The organism is Myxococcus sp. CA051A (assembly GCF_013336705.1).
GTDB lineage: Bacteria > Myxococcota > Myxococcia > Myxococcales > Myxococcaceae > Myxococcus > Myxococcus llanfairpwllgwyngyllgogerychwyrndrobwllllantysiliogogogochensis.
The window spans coordinates 78832-92241 of sequence record NZ_JABUMS010000007.1 but is presented as its reverse complement, the minus strand read 5'-3'; the positions used below and the strand labels follow the sequence as shown (position 1 = coordinate 92241).

Sequence of the window (13410 nt, the reverse complement as noted above, 5' to 3'; positions counted from 1 at the left end):
CCACCTCCGCTCCCCGCCAACCCGACTCATACCCACCGCGAACGCCTACATGCGCCCCCTGGAACTCTCCTGAGTGTCATGGCTTGCTTTCGCTTCTGCACATTTCTTCAATACTGCTTTATCCTTTTCGTCTGAGGAGACGACATGGGCACGATTTCCGCATCTGACGGGACCTCGCTTCACTATCGCGTCATCGGCGAAGGACCGCGCACGGTGGTGTTGGTGCATGGGTGGATGGTGTCGGGTGCGGTGTGGGACTCGATGGTGGAGCGGCTGGACCTGACGGGGCTGCGGCTGGTGGTTCCGGACGCGCGCGGCACGGGTCAGTCGGGGAAGCCGGCGGGTGGGCATTCGTTGGAGGGGCTGGCGAAGGACGTGCTGGCGGTGGTGGACGCGGTGGGTGCCCAGCGCTTCTCGGTGGTGGGGCACAGCATGGGTGGGCAGTTGGCGCAGTGGATTGCGTCGCACGTGCCGGAGCGGGTGGAGGCGTTGCTCTTGCTCAACTCGGTGCCCGCGTCGGGGCTGCCGTTGCCGCCGGATGCCGCGGGGTTGTTCCGGACGTCGGCGGGAGACCGCGAGAAGCAGAAGATGATTCTGGGCCTGGCCTGCAAGAAGCTGTCGCCGGAGTCGCTGGAGTCGCTGTTGAAGGACTCGGGGTCGGTGAGCGCGGCGTCGATTGAGCAGGCGTTCGACGCGTGGACGCAGGGTGGCTTCGCGGACCGGCTGTCGAAAATCGCGGCGCCGACGTTGGTGGTGTCGACGGACGACGCCTTCCTGCCGCCGGCCTTCTTGCGGCAGGCGGTGGTGGAGCCCATCAAGCGCGCGCGCATGGCTCACATTCCGGGCCCTGGACACTATCCGCAGGTGGAGAGCCCCCAGGAGACCGCGGCGGTGTTGTCCGCCTTTCTGGCGGGCTCCGCGCCCGCCTGATTCCGGCTTCGAGGAGGCAGCACGATGGCCTGGAACATGTCCTTCGAGTACGACGCGCAGAACGACGTCGTGACGGCCTACTTCACCGACTGCGTCCTGGTGAATGAGGAGGACGTCCTGCGTTGGCGGCGGGAGGTGGAGGTGCACCTGTCGCGCTACGCGGGGTCTGGCAAGGTGGACCTGCTCATCAACCTGGACGGGTTGGTGGTGAAGTTCACGGCGGGGCGAGTGTTCGGCAAGGAGCGGCGTGAGGTGCTGGAGCGTTTCACGCATCGCTCGTACCGGTTTGGTGGGGACGACATGACGCAGATGTTCGTGCTCACCAGCGGGGCCATCAACGGCGCGGCGGTGAATCACTACGCCACGCGCGACGAGGCCCTGGCCGCGCTGAAGGCCGAGCGCGAGGCCCTGCGTCAGCGCGGACCGTCTCCGTTTGGTGGAGGCTTCGCCGGCAGCAAGGCGTGAGGGAGGGGCCTGTGCTCGGCCCCCTCGCGCGGGTGTGTCAGGACGCCTCGGAATACGCGGCGCGGATTTCGGCCATGGGCAGGAAGAGCCGCAGGGGCCAGGGCGAGGTCGGAGGCTCGCTCTCGGCGAGCAGCGGCTCGTAGCCGAACCTCTTGTAGAAGTCGCGAGCGTGGGCGTCCTTGGCGTCCACGATGACCGCCACGGCGCCACTCTGGGCGTTGATGGTGAGCGCGCGAAGGTGGGCGTCTCCGAGGAGGTCTTCGCCATGGCCCCGGCCTCTCACGCGAGAGTCCCGTGCGAGGCGCGCGATGAGGACCGCCGGGAGCGGGTAGTGCGGCAGTCGTTTGCCCAGGTCGGGCGGAAGCGTCTCCCGTTTGAGGGTGGTCAGCGAGAGCGTGTAGTAGCCCAGGACCAGCGGAAGCGCGGGGTCGTCGGACGCGGTGCGCCGAAGGACCCAGGTCCGACTGATGTCTCGCTCCTGGTTCTGCCGGGCGGACTCACGGAAGAAGCGATTCAGGGCCTCGTGCTCACACGTGAAGCCACTGCCCGTGTCGCTCCGGGTCACCGCTTGAGTGATGGGAGCGGGGAGGACGAGGTCGGACGAGGCGGGTGGTGGCATGAATCCCAGACAAGCCCACGAAGAGGAGGACCCGAGCGTGGGCTAGGGGCGGCGGCGCTTGCGAGCGAGTGCGCGAAGCGCGGCCGTGGGTTTCGAGGGCTTCCCGAGTCGGGTCACCACCCGGTCGAAGTCCGCGTCCGGGAGGACGATCTCCGAGGGGTCCTTCTGCGCGGTCTGTTCCATGTGCGTGAGCAGGGGTGTGCTGAACTCCCGCACGGTGCCTTGGGGTGTCGAGGGGAGGAACACGAGCCGGGACCCCTGCCTGGCCTCCAGGGCGGCCTTCGAGAAGAGGGAGAGGGCCTCCTGCACCACCGTGCTCTTGTCGACGCCCAGCTCCTTGCTCAAACGGGTGAGCTCCCTCATCGAGAAGGCGGGCAGGGACGCCTGGAGACGTTCGGTCTGGGGCACGACGGGCTCCGTTCTCTCGGGAATGCTGTGGACTGAGGTCATTGATACTCAGTTTCTACTCAGTTCAGGGTAATGGCCGAGGAAGGCCTCCGCAAGCGACGGCCTGGATAGCAGGAGGGGCCGACATCGCTTGAAGGAGTGGGGCTACACGCCCGCGTACCACTCGTAGCCGCGCTCCTCCCAGTAGCCGCCGGTGGGCTCGGGGAGGAAGTTCACCTCGGTGAGGTACTTCACCATCTTGTAGCCGAGCTTCACCGCCGAGTAGAGGCGCAGCGGCGCGCCGTGCGCCGGTGGCAGCGGCTGCCCGTTCATCCCGTAGGCGAGAATCGTTTGCGCGTGGAAGGCGCTCGGCCTGTCCCACGAGGACCAGTAACCCGAATCGAACGAGCGCAGCTCCACGTAGCCAGCCCTCGGGTCCGCGCCCACGTACCTGGCGACGTCACTCACGCGCACCCCATGCCACGACGCCACCGCGCTCCAGCCCTCCACGCAGTGGTGCCGGATGCGGTACTCCGTGCGCGGCAGCCGCCGCAGGTCCTCGAGTGACAGCAGCGCGGGCCGCTCGACGAGCCCACCCACCTTGAGCGCCCAGCCTTGAGGCACGAGCGGCATGGACTCGGAGACGAAGTACTGGGGGAAGTCACCGGGCAGCGTGGCCTCTTCGGGCGGTAGCTCCGGCGCGAGCCTGTCCTCGTCGAAGAGAGCCCCCTGGAGCCGCTGATTGACGCGCTCCATGGCCCCGAGGAAACCCTCGCGAGGACGCGCGCTGTCACAGGCGGACGTCGTGAGCGCCGCCGCCCCGAGCAGGGCGGAGCGACGCGTGAGGAGCAGAGGACGTCGCGACGGAACGAGGAGCCTAGGCATCCGGCTTCCTCCCGCCCGTCACCATCTCCCCGAACGAGCGCGGATGCAGCAACACCATGACCACGTGCCCCACCGTGAAGAGCACGAACGAAGCGAGCACGAGCAGATGGATGGCGCGCGCGGAGTCATAGCCGCCGAGCAGCGTGGCCAGCGCACCGAGCTGCACGGGCTTGTAGAGCGCGAGCCCCGAGAGCACGGCGAGGATGCCCAGTATCAGCGCGCCGGTGTACGCCAGCCGTTGCAGGCCGTTGTACAGCCCCTGGTCGGGAGGCTGTTTGCGCAGACGCAGATAGAACGCGAGCGTGCTCACGGCGTTGCGCGTGTCGCGACGCGGAAAGAAGAGTCGCCGCCGCCACTCGCCGCTGAGGGCCAGATAGAGCAGGTACACGAAGCCGTTGAGCGCGAGGAACCCGCCGAAGGCGAAGTGCCAGCCTCGTGCACCCGCGAGCCAGTCACCGATTCGGGCCCACTCGGGAGGTGGCGTGCCCTGGAAGGGATACCAGCCATAGGGCCGCCCCTGCGTGCCGAGCATGGGATAGGCCGCGAGAATCTGCAGTCCGCTGCCCGCCATGATGACGAGCAGTGGCACGTTGACCCAGTGGGCCACGCGGATGGGCCAGGGCTGTGGGCGACGTGATTCAGGGGCTCGCACGACGCGGCAGGAGAACACCGTGCGTCAACGCCGCGCCGACGCTCCTGACGCACTGCCCGCTTCCGAACCGCGCTGCTCACCCGATGTCGTCCGCTCGACGCGGCGCTGCCTTGCGGGGCGGCGCGAGCAGGCGGGCCTCCGGGTTGGCTCGGCCGGTTGCTTGGGCGCATGGCCGCTTGCCGGTATCGTGAGACACCGGACATCGCCGAGAGGACGTCACCATGAACCGAGCGAACGCGATGCGACTGGCCCTGCTTGCCAGCGCGCTGGTGCTGGCCACGGGGTGTCATCAGGAGGAGCCGCTGGGCGTGCAGGTGGAGCCCGCGGGATCGCTGCGGGTGGTCACCGTGCTGCCGCGCTCACTGCCGCTCGACAGCGTGTCTCGCGTGGAGGTGTCCGCGACGCCGGCTCGGGGTGCTGTCGTGACCGCGGCCCTGAGCAGCTCCGAGGCACCGCTGTGGCAGGGACTGCTGCGGAGCCTGCCATCGGGTGCGGGAACCTCGGTGGGGGCGCGGGTGCTCGATGCGACGGGCGCTGTGCTGGGACAGGTGGACGTCCCGGGCGTGGAGTTGTTGAAACACCACGACGCGCTCGTCGTGCTGGTGCCTCGCGCGACGGACTCGGAGGCGCCCCTCACGGCGCCCGTCATCGATGCGGTGGTGGGCTCGCGGGCATCGGTGTCTCCAGGAGCCGCGCTGAAGCTCCGTGCGCTGGCGCATGCCGTCGATGCGTCGGAGGTGCTGACGTATGCGTGGAGTGCGACCTCCGGCACCTTCGATGATGCGACGGCTGTCGACGCGGAGTGGACGGCGCCGCTGCGGCGTGGCGCGGTGAACCTCACGCTCGCGGTGACGAGCGCGCGAGGCGCGGTGAGCACGCTGCGCTTCTCGGTGGACGTGGAGCTGGCGGGCGGCGGGGACCTGGTGCACACGGCCTCGCTCAATCACGCGCCTGTCCTGACGGAGCTGGGGGCCCAGCCCGTGTCCCAGGCGCGCGTGGGGCTTCCGGTGACGCTCCAGGCGGTGGGCGTGGATGACGACGGAGACGCCCTGACCTTCGCCTGGACCGCGACGTGTGAAGGGACTTTTGAGAACGCGGCGGCGGCGGCGACTCGCTTCACGCCGAGCGCCGCGCCTCAGGCCGCGTGTGACAACTGTCGGCTGACGTTGCGAGCGAGTGATGGCTTCGGGGCGCATCGTGAGCGCTCGTTGGACTTGTGTGTGACGAACCCGCTGCCGCCGAGCATCATCGACGCCTCGCAGTCGGAGACGGACGTGTCGGCGGGGAGGCCGGTGCGACTGACGGCGATGGCGGCGGACCCTCAGGGGGAGCCGCTGACCTTCGCGTGGACGACGAACACGGGCCTGCTGGGGAACGCGGTGCGCGAGAGGGACTCGGGTTCGGTGGACTGGGTGGTGCTGTCCTGTATTCCCGTGGACACGCCTCCGACCATCACGCTGACCGTCACGAACCTTTCGGGCCTGAGCGCGACGCGGGAGTTCACGGTGGAGTGGGGGGACTTGCTGTGCGGCGAGTTCCCGCCGTGCGCCGCGACGCTGGAGGACTCGAGGGTGACGCTGGCGGCGGACTGCACCACGGAGCAGACGGTGTGGATTCCCGATGGATACACGTTCGATGGAGCGGGGCATGTGCTCACGGCGGTGGACCCGCGGGGACGGCGCTTCCGAGGTGCGGTGTTGAGCAGCCTGGGAACGACGGCGCACGTGCGAGCCGTGACGGTGGCGGCGCGAGGCCTGTCGGAGCTGGCGTGTGACGGTGGCGCCGCGCGGCTGCGGGGCATCCTGTTCGAAGGGGCGAGTGGCTCCATCGTCGACAGCGAGGTGCTCGACGTGAACCAGAAGGAGGGCGAGGGCGGCTGCCAGGAGGGCGTGGCCATCGAGGTGCGGAACGCGCGTGACGCCGAGACGGTGACGAGGGTGGAGGTGCTGCGCAACCGGGTGGCGCGCTACCAGAAGGCGGGCATCTCCGGCACGGGGCGAGTGGAGCTGAACGTGGAGGACAACCAGGTGGAGGGCGGGGGACCGGTGCCCTTCATCGCGAGAAATGGAATCCAGTTCAGCGATGGTGCGACGGGGCGGGCGACGGGGAACCGGGTGACGGGGAATGCGTACTCGGGAGGAGAGACGACGGGCTCGGGCATCCTCGTCGCGGGCGGGGCCTACTACGACATGGCGCTGTGTGAGGACGTCGTCATCTTCGAGAACACGCTGGTGGACAACGACGTCGGCATCAACCTGTCCCAGGCGGAGGAGGACGGTGGACCCTTGTCTGTGTCGACGCGGCTCCGGGTGACGCGGAACACGGTGACGCATGATGGGCCGGTGGTGACGAACGGCTATCCCTATCAGGCGGGCATCTCCGACCTGGGAGGTGCCAACCTCATCAGCCAGAACCACGTCAGCGGGCCGGGGTACGCGCGCGAGACCGAGCCCGATGTGACGTTCGACGTGGACGTGGTGGCAGGGACGGCGTCTCGCCTGGATTTCCTCACACCTGACCGGGAGACAGGAGTGGGGCAGTGCTCGGAGGAGTTGGTGGTTCAGAGTCAGGACACGCTGGGGAACCTGTCCGCGCTGACGGCGCCGTCACTGGTGCTGGAGGTGGCGGGCACGGCGGCGCCGGGAGCGGTGCTCTACTCCGACGCGACTTGCACCCAGGCCCTGGCCACTTCGGGAACGGGCTGGGCACTGGCGCTGGAAGGGCCGCAGCAGGAGGCGACGTTCTACTTCCGCGCGACACAGGCAGGAGCGCTGACGCTCACGGCCACGGGCGACGGCGCGAGCGGGACGCAAGCCCACACCGTCCGGTGAAGCCATGTCGTGAACGCGGCATCTGCGCGCGGCTCACTCCGTGCGACGCCGCCCCGTGGCCGTCACCTGCCGCATGCCCCACCGCATGGGGATGGTGCCGTCGGTGCGACGCAAGGGCTCCACGGCCTGGACAAAGGCGTGCTTGAGCGAGGCTCGCGCCGCCGTGGAGAGCCGGTCCGCGTCATAGGTCGTGCTGAGCGACTCCCACGCGTGCTCCGGAGTCGCATCGCCCTGGACCTCGAGCCGGCGGATGTCCACGTGCGTGAAGCCGCCGAACAGCCCCGTCAGTCCTTCCACGGAGCGCACTCGCGCATCCCCCAGCGGAACGGGGACCCGCGCCTCCGCGGCCAGCATGGGCTTGAGCAACCCCAGATACACCTCGAACGCCTCGCCTCGCACCAGGTCGCCACCGACAACGACGGACACCCGCCCCGTCGGCTTCAGCACCCGCTGCATCTCCGTGAGCACCGTCTCCACGTCGTCCATCAACATCAGCGCCAGGTGGCTCAGCACCACGTCGACACTCGCCTCCGCGAGCGGCAGTGACTGCGCTCGCCCCTGATGCAACGTCGCCGCGCCGTTCAGCCGCGCCCGCGCCACCGCGAGCTCGTGCTCACTCATGTCGAGCCCCACCAGCGCGAGCCCGGGCTGGTTCCTCCGCGCGAGCAGCTCCAGCAGATACCCATCACCACACGCCAGGTCGAGCACCACCCGGGGCCCGTCCTCCTTCGGCACCGCCGCCTCCAGGAGCGCATAGGTGGACGGGAACACCTCACCGTCGCGCAGCACCGGAGCACCTCCGAACTCACGCGAAGTCACCCCGGCGAGGCGACGATGGAAGTCCAGCAGGTAGGACTCGGCGGGGGAGGGCGAGGACATGCCGAAATAAACCCACGTTCGCCGCATCCCCGCCACCTTCCGCAACTTCCGGAGCTGACGCGTGTTGCTACTCCCATGCCCCTGCGCGCCCTGTTCCTCGCTCTCGTCTGTGCCGTCCTCGCCTGTGCTCCTCCTGCTCCTGAGGAAGGGGCCACCGAGACGCCCACCTCTCAACCCGAAGCCACCGTGGCGTCCCCCCGGGACGTCCCACACGGTCTGATCGCCCCCCTCGTCTTCCCCACGGATGACGCGAGCTGGCCCACGGTGAGTCCAGCCAGCGCGGGCTGGGACGTGGCGAAGCTCAACGCCGCGCTCGACTTCGCGGGCTCCCGCGACACCCGGGCCATCGTCATCCTCCAGGACGGGAAGCTGCTCGCCGAGCGCTACTGGCTGGCGAACTCGAACTTCATGCGCGACATCGCCTCCGCGCAGAAGAGCGTCGTCTCCGTGCTCGTCGGCATCGCGGTGGACAAGCAAGTGCTCTCGCTCGACGAGCGCGTCACTCCCATTCTCGGCGCCGGCTGGTCCAACACGGGCGCGCTGGCCGAGGCCCGCATCACCGTGCGCCACCTGCTGACGATGACCAGCGGCCTGAACACGTCACTCGGACTTCAGGCGGCCCCCGGAACGACGTGGCTGTACAACAACGACGCCTATCACCGGCTGCGCATGATTCTGGAGCGGCGCACGGGCCTGGGCATCGACGCGCTCTCCCACGCCTGGTTGTTCAACACGCTGGGCGCGACGCGCAGCCAGTGGGAGCAGCGCTCCGATACCGACAGCAAGGGCCTGCCCCTGTGGGGCCTGACGATGAGCGCGCGAGACCTGGCGCGCTTCGGCCTGCTGCTGCTCGCGGACGGCGCGTGGGCGGGAACCCGGGTCGTCTCCTCGGCGTACCTCAACACCGCGACCAATTCCTCGCAGACGCTCAACCCCGCCTATGGCCACCTGTTCTGGCTCAATGGCAAGGCCTTCACCCTGATACCGCCGCTGAGCGCGCGCATCGACGGCCCGCTCATTCCCAGCGCACCGCAGGACGTCTTCGCCGGACTGGGCAAGGACGACCAGAAGGTCTACGTCAGCCGCTCACTGGGCCTCGTGGTGACGCGGCTGGGTGCTCAGGCGGGGACTCGCTCGGCGGAGACGCTGTCCGACTTCGACGAGGAGCTGTGGGCTCGAATCATGGCCGCGCGGCTCTGACCCGCGAGGCGAGGTGGGCCGCGAGCCGGTCGAAGTTCTGCTCGTTCGCGGCCTCCACGAACCCGCGCACCTTCTCGACCTCGTCCTTCGACTCGAACCGCATGCGCCACGTGAGCCGCGTCCGCGCCCCTTCGTCCGCGAAGTCCATCCGCATCTCGAAGTGATGCGTCTGCTGGTGGTGCTGGATGACGATGCGCTCGGCCGGCACCACCTCGATGAACTCCTTGTCCATCGCGTAGCGCGCGCCCTCCGCGCTCTGCATCGTGAAGCGCCACTTGCCGCCGGGGCGCAGCTCGAACTGCTCGAAAGTGTTCGTCGAGCCTTGCGGCCCCCACCACAGCGTCAGCTGCTCCGGGTCGCTGAACGCCGCATAGACCTGCTCACGGGGCGCATCGATGAGCCGGGACGAGATGATGTCGCGCGAGGACTCCAGGATGAGCGCCAGCCGGTCGAAGTGCGCCGCCGTGCCCTCCTCGCGAGAGCGGGTGCCGTCTTCCCCGTCGAGGAACGCGGCCTGCTCGGTGAAGACCATCCGCGTCCCCCCGGTCTTCGTGGCGTGGAGCTCCACCGTGGCCAGGGACACGGAGAGGTGCTTGTCGCCCACGCTCATGTCGTAGGCGTAGACCATCCGCTCGTTCGGGATGATGTCGTGATAGCGCGCGGTGAAGACGGTGGAGTGCTTGCCGCCGAACTGCCCATGCAGCAGCTCCTGGCCGCCCACGCGGAAATCCAGCTCGCGCTTCACGAGCGTCCAGCGGTCCGGCGGACCGATGAACCACTGCGCCTTCGTCTCCACGTCCGACCATGCGGCGAAGACGCGAGCGGGTGACGCCTTGTAGGTGCGCTCGATGGTGAACGAGCCATGCACGACGGGAGGGGTCTTCATGTCTTGGCCTTCTTTCGAGGGGTGGGGTTCGGGCGCTCGGGCCCATCGAGCAGCTCGCCGAGTCGGTCGAAGCGGCGCTCCCAGAGTCCGCGTCGGTTCGACAGCCAGTCCTCGGCCACGCGCAGTCCACCAGGCTCGAGCTGACACGAGCGGACGCGTCCGATTTTCTCGGTGCGCACCAGCCCGCTCTCCTCGAGCACCTGGAGGTGCTGCACGACGGCGGCGAGCGTGATGTCGAGCGGCTTCGCCAGGTCGCTGACCGACATGGTTCCCCGACTCAGCCGCTCGACGATGGCGCGCCGATTGGAATCGCCCAGGGCATGGAAGATACGGTCGACGGCGCCATGGTTAAGCATGGACTTGAGTATTGGCGAGGGTCGCTGGATGGTCAAGCAGATACTTAAGTATGGATTGAGCCTGAATCGACGCTGGGTTGCGGTGGCCTCGGCTATCCTGTCCGGGTGAGCCACCTGCTGAAGGAGTTGCTGGGCCGCACGGAGGAGGCGCTCGCTCGGCGGGAGGACGATGCGGCCCTCACGTTCCTGTTGGAGGCGTGGAAGGAGTGCCGAGCCGAGCCCGTCATCGCGCTCATCCAGCGGCTCTCGGACCACCTCGCCACGGGGCTTCCCTTCTTCGAGGTGCCCGTCCGCTGGGTCCTCGAGGAGGTCCGCAGGCATCCCACGGACCTTCCCCGAGCGCTGGGATGGCTGCGGGAACGCGCGGCGAGTCTTTCGCGCTGTGCGTTCTCCACGGACCTCGACCGGCTGCGACGATGGTGGCCCGCGGACCCGCGCATCATTCCGCTCCTGCTCACCCTCGTCCGTCTTCCGGGAGCCGAGACTCCAAGCGAGCTGAAGATGCTCTGCAGCCTCTTCATGTACGTGGGGGCGCCCTATGACGTGGAGCCCCTGCGCGAGCTGAAGGCCCGACTCCCTTCAACGCAAGGAGAGGAGGTCGAGCGGTTCGACCTCGTCTTCCGGCTGGGCGCTCGTTGGGTTCCTCCCGTGCTCGATGCGGAGACCCTGGCGCGGTGTGACGCGCTGAAGGAGGTCATCGAGGAGCGGGTGGAGCGTGCACGCCTCGACGCGGCGACTCGGGAGGCGCTGTTCGCCCGCGTCTATGAGACGCCGGAGGATGACTCCGCCCGGCAGGTGTTGGCCGACCAGTTGCTCGAGCAGGGCGACCCACTGGGGGAGTTCATCATGCTCCAGTATGCGAAGGCGCCGGATGAGGAGCGCATCGCTCGACTGCTCGTGGCGAACCGGGAGCGGTGGCAGGCGCCGTTGGGACCTTACGTCGAGCGAGGCTACACCCGCTTCGAGCGGGGCTTTCCCGTCGCGGTCCGCCCGATAAAGGGGGACCACTTCCCCAAGTCCTTTCCCAAGCCGGAGCCCGGCTGGAACACGGTGGAGGAACTCCACTGGAATCCGGAGCACCACAGCGACGGCAATGACGTCGCACAGTGGGGGCGCATGCTCCGGCACCCCGCGTTGCGCCGTGTAACGAGGCTGCTGAATGTTCCAGGCGAGCTGGTGAGCTTGCTGTCCGCGAACAGCTCCGTGAGGCGGCTGGAGTTGAAGAGCTCATTTGAGAGCGGCCTGGCCAATGCGCTGACGGCCCTGCCCCACCTGACGTGGCTGACCATCCCCTATGCCTCGACGGACCTCTTCATCCGGTGTGCCCACTCCCGTCTGGCTTCCCAGTTGGAGTACTTCAAGGCCTCTGGGGAAGATGGATTCTGGAGGCTCGAGGTGACCCGAGGCGCGGAGGTTCCCATCCGGGCCACCGTCACGGGACCGCGCACGCGGGAGTTCGCGCCCGTCCTCCTTGCCGCCGCGAGGTTCAGCTCCCAGGGGCTCCGGATTGAATTTCGGGACGGAGCCGAGGGGGCGCCGCTGCGTGAGGCGCTTGCCGCCTACGCACGGGTCATCCGGGAGTGAGCGGAGGACTCCCGCGCATGCTCAGCGCCTGAAGTTCGCGACGATGAGCAGCAGGGGCTGCTCACGGCGTGAGTCCACGGTGAAGCCCTCGTGCCGCCTCCACGAAAGGCACGACTCCCAGTAAGCGCGACCCCTTGGAACAATCCGCGCCGTCATCGTCGCGCCGTACATCAGGCGGGATGCGAGAAGTCTTCCCCGGCTTCGTGCGAAACGCGCGGTGCTTCCAGGTGTCAGTGCGCCCGGCCTTGTCCCCACCCGCGCGGCCTCAACCTGCACGATGCCTGGAGACCTGTCGTGCAGGTTGCAATCCTGCCCCACGGGGCATGTCCGCAACCCCTCGGAACACCTAGGGTCCTCGGGGGACGGGGTTGGTACGGGCGGTGCTCAAGGGGGGGGCACACCTATGTGGCCTCTCACCACGCCTCCATTGCTGCTCTCCCTGCTGCTCCAGCAGGCCGACGCCTCCTCGCCACCACTTCAAGGACCCACGGATACCCAGGCCGAAGCGGAGGCCCCTGGCTTCTTCTCCCGCCTGAAGCCCGAGGGAGGCGTCGACGTGTACTTCGGTCACAACTTCAACCGGCCCGCGAACGCGGCGAACTTCATCCCAGGCACCGGCACGTCCGCGAAGCGCGACAGCGAAGTGGCCATCAACCTGGCCTCCATCGGCGTGAGCGTGGCCCCGGCGCCGGTGGGCTTCAAGGTGCTCCTCGGCTTCGGCACGGGAGCGGAGGTCGTCCATGCGGCCGAACCCGAGGGCGTCGCCTCCGGGCCCGACTTGTGGCGCTACGTGCAGCAGGCCTCGCTGTCCTTCGCCACCGGCCCGCTGACGTTGGAGGCCGGGCTCTACCCGAGCCACATCGGTCTGGAGTCCTTCCAGTCGCAGCTCAACTGGACGTACACGCGCTCGTGGATGGGCGAGCTGTCGCCCTACTACCAGACGGGCCTCAAGGGCACGTACGCGCTGGATGACGCGTGGAGCGTGCAGCTCCAGCTCCTCAATGGCTGGCAGACCCTCGGTGACAACAACCGGGGTCTCGCGCTGGGCACCCAGGTGGCCTACGCGGGCGAGCGCCTGTCCGCGTCCTTCAACACCTTCATCGGAAACGAAGGCACCGAGGGCAGCGACGGCCTGAGGCTCTTCGCGGACGCGGTGGCGACGTACGCGGTGACGGAGTCGTTCAAGCTCGCGGCCACCGTGGACGCCGGTACCCAGCGGATTCCCGGCGCGGACCGCGCGGTCTGGTACGCGGCGGGACTCAACGCCCGCGTCCAGCTCACCGAGCCCGTGGCGTTGGCCGCGCGCGTGGAAGCGTATCGCGACGCCGACGGGCTCATGACGGGCGTGGAGCAGACGCTGTCGGGGGGCACGCTCACCCTGGAGGTGAAGCCCGCCGAGCAGCTCACGCTCAAGCTGGAGGCGCGGCATGACCGCTCGACGGCGGACGTCTTCGCCAGCCGCGCCACCACCGACGCAGGCACCCCCATTCCCAAGGACTCCGAGACGCTCGTCGTCCTCGGAGCCACCGCCTGGTTCTGAACCTGGAGTCCGTCCATGGACGTCGTCCTCATCCTCGTCACCCTTGGTTTCTTCGCGCTCGCGTGGGGCTACTCCCACGGCTGCGAGCGCCTGTGAGGTCCTCCCGATGACTTTCGAATACGCCGCTGGCGCCGTGCTCGCCGTGCTGCTCACCGCCTACCTCGTCTACGCCCTGCTCCGTCCCGAGCGCTTCTAG

The 13410-nt window shown here is 68.5% G+C and carries 14 protein-coding genes; 7 read left to right on the top strand and 7 right to left on the bottom strand.

What is annotated here, in order from left to right:
• The first annotated feature begins 144 nt into the window (after window positions 1-144).
• The gene (locus tag HUA74_RS21130; protein WP_174455961.1) at window positions 145-930 is read left to right on the top strand and encodes an alpha/beta fold hydrolase; all 786 of its coding nucleotides are present in this window, start codon (window positions 145-147) and stop codon (window positions 928-930) included.
• A 24-nt stretch (window positions 931-954) separates the two neighbouring features.
• Window positions 955-1395, top strand: coding sequence for a hypothetical protein (locus tag HUA74_RS21125; protein WP_141646985.1), 441 nt, complete (start codon window positions 955-957; stop codon window positions 1393-1395).
• A gap of 37 nt (window positions 1396-1432) precedes the next feature.
• On the opposite strand, the gene HUA74_RS21120 is transcribed toward HUA74_RS21125, so the two are convergent.
• The 4 genes from HUA74_RS21120 to HUA74_RS21105 all read right to left on the bottom strand — a co-directional run bounded on the left by HUA74_RS21120 (window position 1433) and on the right by HUA74_RS21105 (window position 3938).
• Window positions 1433-2014 (bottom strand): GNAT family N-acetyltransferase, encoded by a 582-nt coding sequence (locus tag HUA74_RS21120; RefSeq protein ID WP_174455960.1) that lies wholly within the window; start codon window positions 2012-2014, stop codon window positions 1433-1435.
• Between the two features lie 42 nt (window positions 2015-2056).
• Window positions 2057-2422 carry a hypothetical protein gene (locus HUA74_RS21115; protein WP_141646987.1) on the bottom strand — a complete coding sequence of 122 codons (366 nt, stop codon included), beginning with the start codon at window positions 2420-2422 and terminating at the stop codon, window positions 2057-2059.
• Between the two features lie 144 nt (window positions 2423-2566).
• Window positions 2567-3286 carry a molybdopterin-dependent oxidoreductase gene (locus HUA74_RS21110; RefSeq protein WP_174455959.1) on the bottom strand — a complete coding sequence of 240 codons (720 nt, stop codon included), beginning with the start codon at window positions 3284-3286 and terminating at the stop codon, window positions 2567-2569.
• Window positions 3279-3938, bottom strand: coding sequence for a cytochrome b/b6 domain-containing protein (locus HUA74_RS21105; RefSeq protein WP_174455958.1), 660 nt, complete (start codon window positions 3936-3938; stop codon window positions 3279-3281). Before HUA74_RS21105 ends, HUA74_RS21110 begins: the two co-directional genes overlap by 8 nt.
• Before the next feature lie 221 nt (window positions 3939-4159).
• On the opposite strand from HUA74_RS21105, the gene HUA74_RS21100 reads away from it, so the two are divergent.
• Window positions 4160-6769, top strand: a complete 2610-nt coding sequence (locus HUA74_RS21100; RefSeq protein WP_174455957.1) for a right-handed parallel beta-helix repeat-containing protein — start codon at window positions 4160-4162, stop codon at window positions 6767-6769.
• 33 nt (window positions 6770-6802) lie between these two features.
• On the opposite strand, the gene HUA74_RS21095 is transcribed toward HUA74_RS21100, so the two are convergent.
• Window positions 6803-7648 carry a class I SAM-dependent methyltransferase gene (locus HUA74_RS21095; RefSeq protein ID WP_174455956.1) on the bottom strand — a complete coding sequence of 282 codons (846 nt, stop codon included), beginning with the start codon at window positions 7646-7648 and terminating at the stop codon, window positions 6803-6805.
• Between the two features lie 75 nt (window positions 7649-7723).
• Between HUA74_RS21095 and HUA74_RS21090 the strand changes: the two genes are divergently transcribed.
• Window positions 7724-8848: a serine hydrolase gene (locus tag HUA74_RS21090; RefSeq protein ID WP_174455955.1), complete on the top strand. Its 1125-nt coding sequence runs from the start codon at window positions 7724-7726 to the stop codon at window positions 8846-8848.
• Here HUA74_RS21090 and HUA74_RS21085 read toward each other — a convergent pair.
• Window positions 8829-9734: an SRPBCC family protein gene (locus HUA74_RS21085; protein WP_174455954.1), complete on the bottom strand. Its 906-nt coding sequence runs from the start codon at window positions 9732-9734 to the stop codon at window positions 8829-8831. The genes HUA74_RS21090 and HUA74_RS21085 overlap by 20 nt on opposite strands.
• Window positions 9731-10090: a helix-turn-helix transcriptional regulator gene (locus HUA74_RS21080; protein WP_174455953.1), complete on the bottom strand. Its 360-nt coding sequence runs from the start codon at window positions 10088-10090 to the stop codon at window positions 9731-9733. The genes HUA74_RS21085 and HUA74_RS21080 overlap by 4 nt, the downstream gene beginning before the upstream one ends.
• A gap of 105 nt (window positions 10091-10195) precedes the next feature.
• Between HUA74_RS21080 and HUA74_RS21075 the strand changes: the two genes are divergently transcribed.
• From HUA74_RS21075 to kdpF, 3 genes are all read left to right on the top strand, one after another.
• Window positions 10196-11674, top strand: coding sequence for a hypothetical protein (locus HUA74_RS21075; protein WP_174455952.1), 1479 nt, complete (start codon window positions 10196-10198; stop codon window positions 11672-11674).
• Between the two features lie 403 nt (window positions 11675-12077).
• The gene (locus HUA74_RS21070; protein ID WP_174455951.1) at window positions 12078-13214 is read left to right on the top strand and encodes a porin; all 1137 of its coding nucleotides are present in this window, start codon (window positions 12078-12080) and stop codon (window positions 13212-13214) included.
• A gap of 106 nt (window positions 13215-13320) precedes the next feature.
• Window positions 13321-13410, top strand: coding sequence for a K(+)-transporting ATPase subunit F (gene kdpF / locus HUA74_RS21065; RefSeq protein ID WP_141641721.1), 90 nt, complete (start codon window positions 13321-13323; stop codon window positions 13408-13410).

Excerpts from the sequence above, each read along its gene's own strand:
- HUA74_RS21130 (WP_174455961.1), top strand. The coding sequence starts at position 145 with ATGGGCACGATTTCCGCATCTGACGGGACCTCGCTTCACTATCGCGTC.
- HUA74_RS21125 (WP_141646985.1), top strand. The coding sequence starts at position 955 with ATGGCCTGGAACATGTCCTTCGAGTACGACGCGCAGAACGACGTCGTG.
- HUA74_RS21120 (WP_174455960.1), bottom strand. The coding sequence starts at position 2,014 with ATGCCACCACCCGCCTCGTCCGACCTCGTCCTCCCCGCTCCCATCACT.
- HUA74_RS21110 (WP_174455959.1), bottom strand. The coding sequence starts at position 3,286 with ATGCCTAGGCTCCTCGTTCCGTCGCGACGTCCTCTGCTCCTCACGCGT.
- HUA74_RS21100 (WP_174455957.1), top strand. The coding sequence starts at position 4,160 with ATGAACCGAGCGAACGCGATGCGACTGGCCCTGCTTGCCAGCGCGCTG.
- HUA74_RS21095 (WP_174455956.1), bottom strand. The coding sequence starts at position 7,648 with ATGTCCTCGCCCTCCCCCGCCGAGTCCTACCTGCTGGACTTCCATCGT.
- HUA74_RS21090 (WP_174455955.1), top strand. The coding sequence starts at position 7,724 with ATGCCCCTGCGCGCCCTGTTCCTCGCTCTCGTCTGTGCCGTCCTCGCC.
- HUA74_RS21085 (WP_174455954.1), bottom strand. The coding sequence starts at position 9,734 with ATGAAGACCCCTCCCGTCGTGCATGGCTCGTTCACCATCGAGCGCACC.
- HUA74_RS21080 (WP_174455953.1), bottom strand. The coding sequence starts at position 10,090 with ATGCTTAACCATGGCGCCGTCGACCGTATCTTCCATGCCCTGGGCGAT.
- HUA74_RS21070 (WP_174455951.1), top strand. The coding sequence starts at position 12,078 with ATGTGGCCTCTCACCACGCCTCCATTGCTGCTCTCCCTGCTGCTCCAG.
- kdpF (WP_141641721.1), top strand. The coding sequence starts at position 13,321 with ATGACTTTCGAATACGCCGCTGGCGCCGTGCTCGCCGTGCTGCTCACC.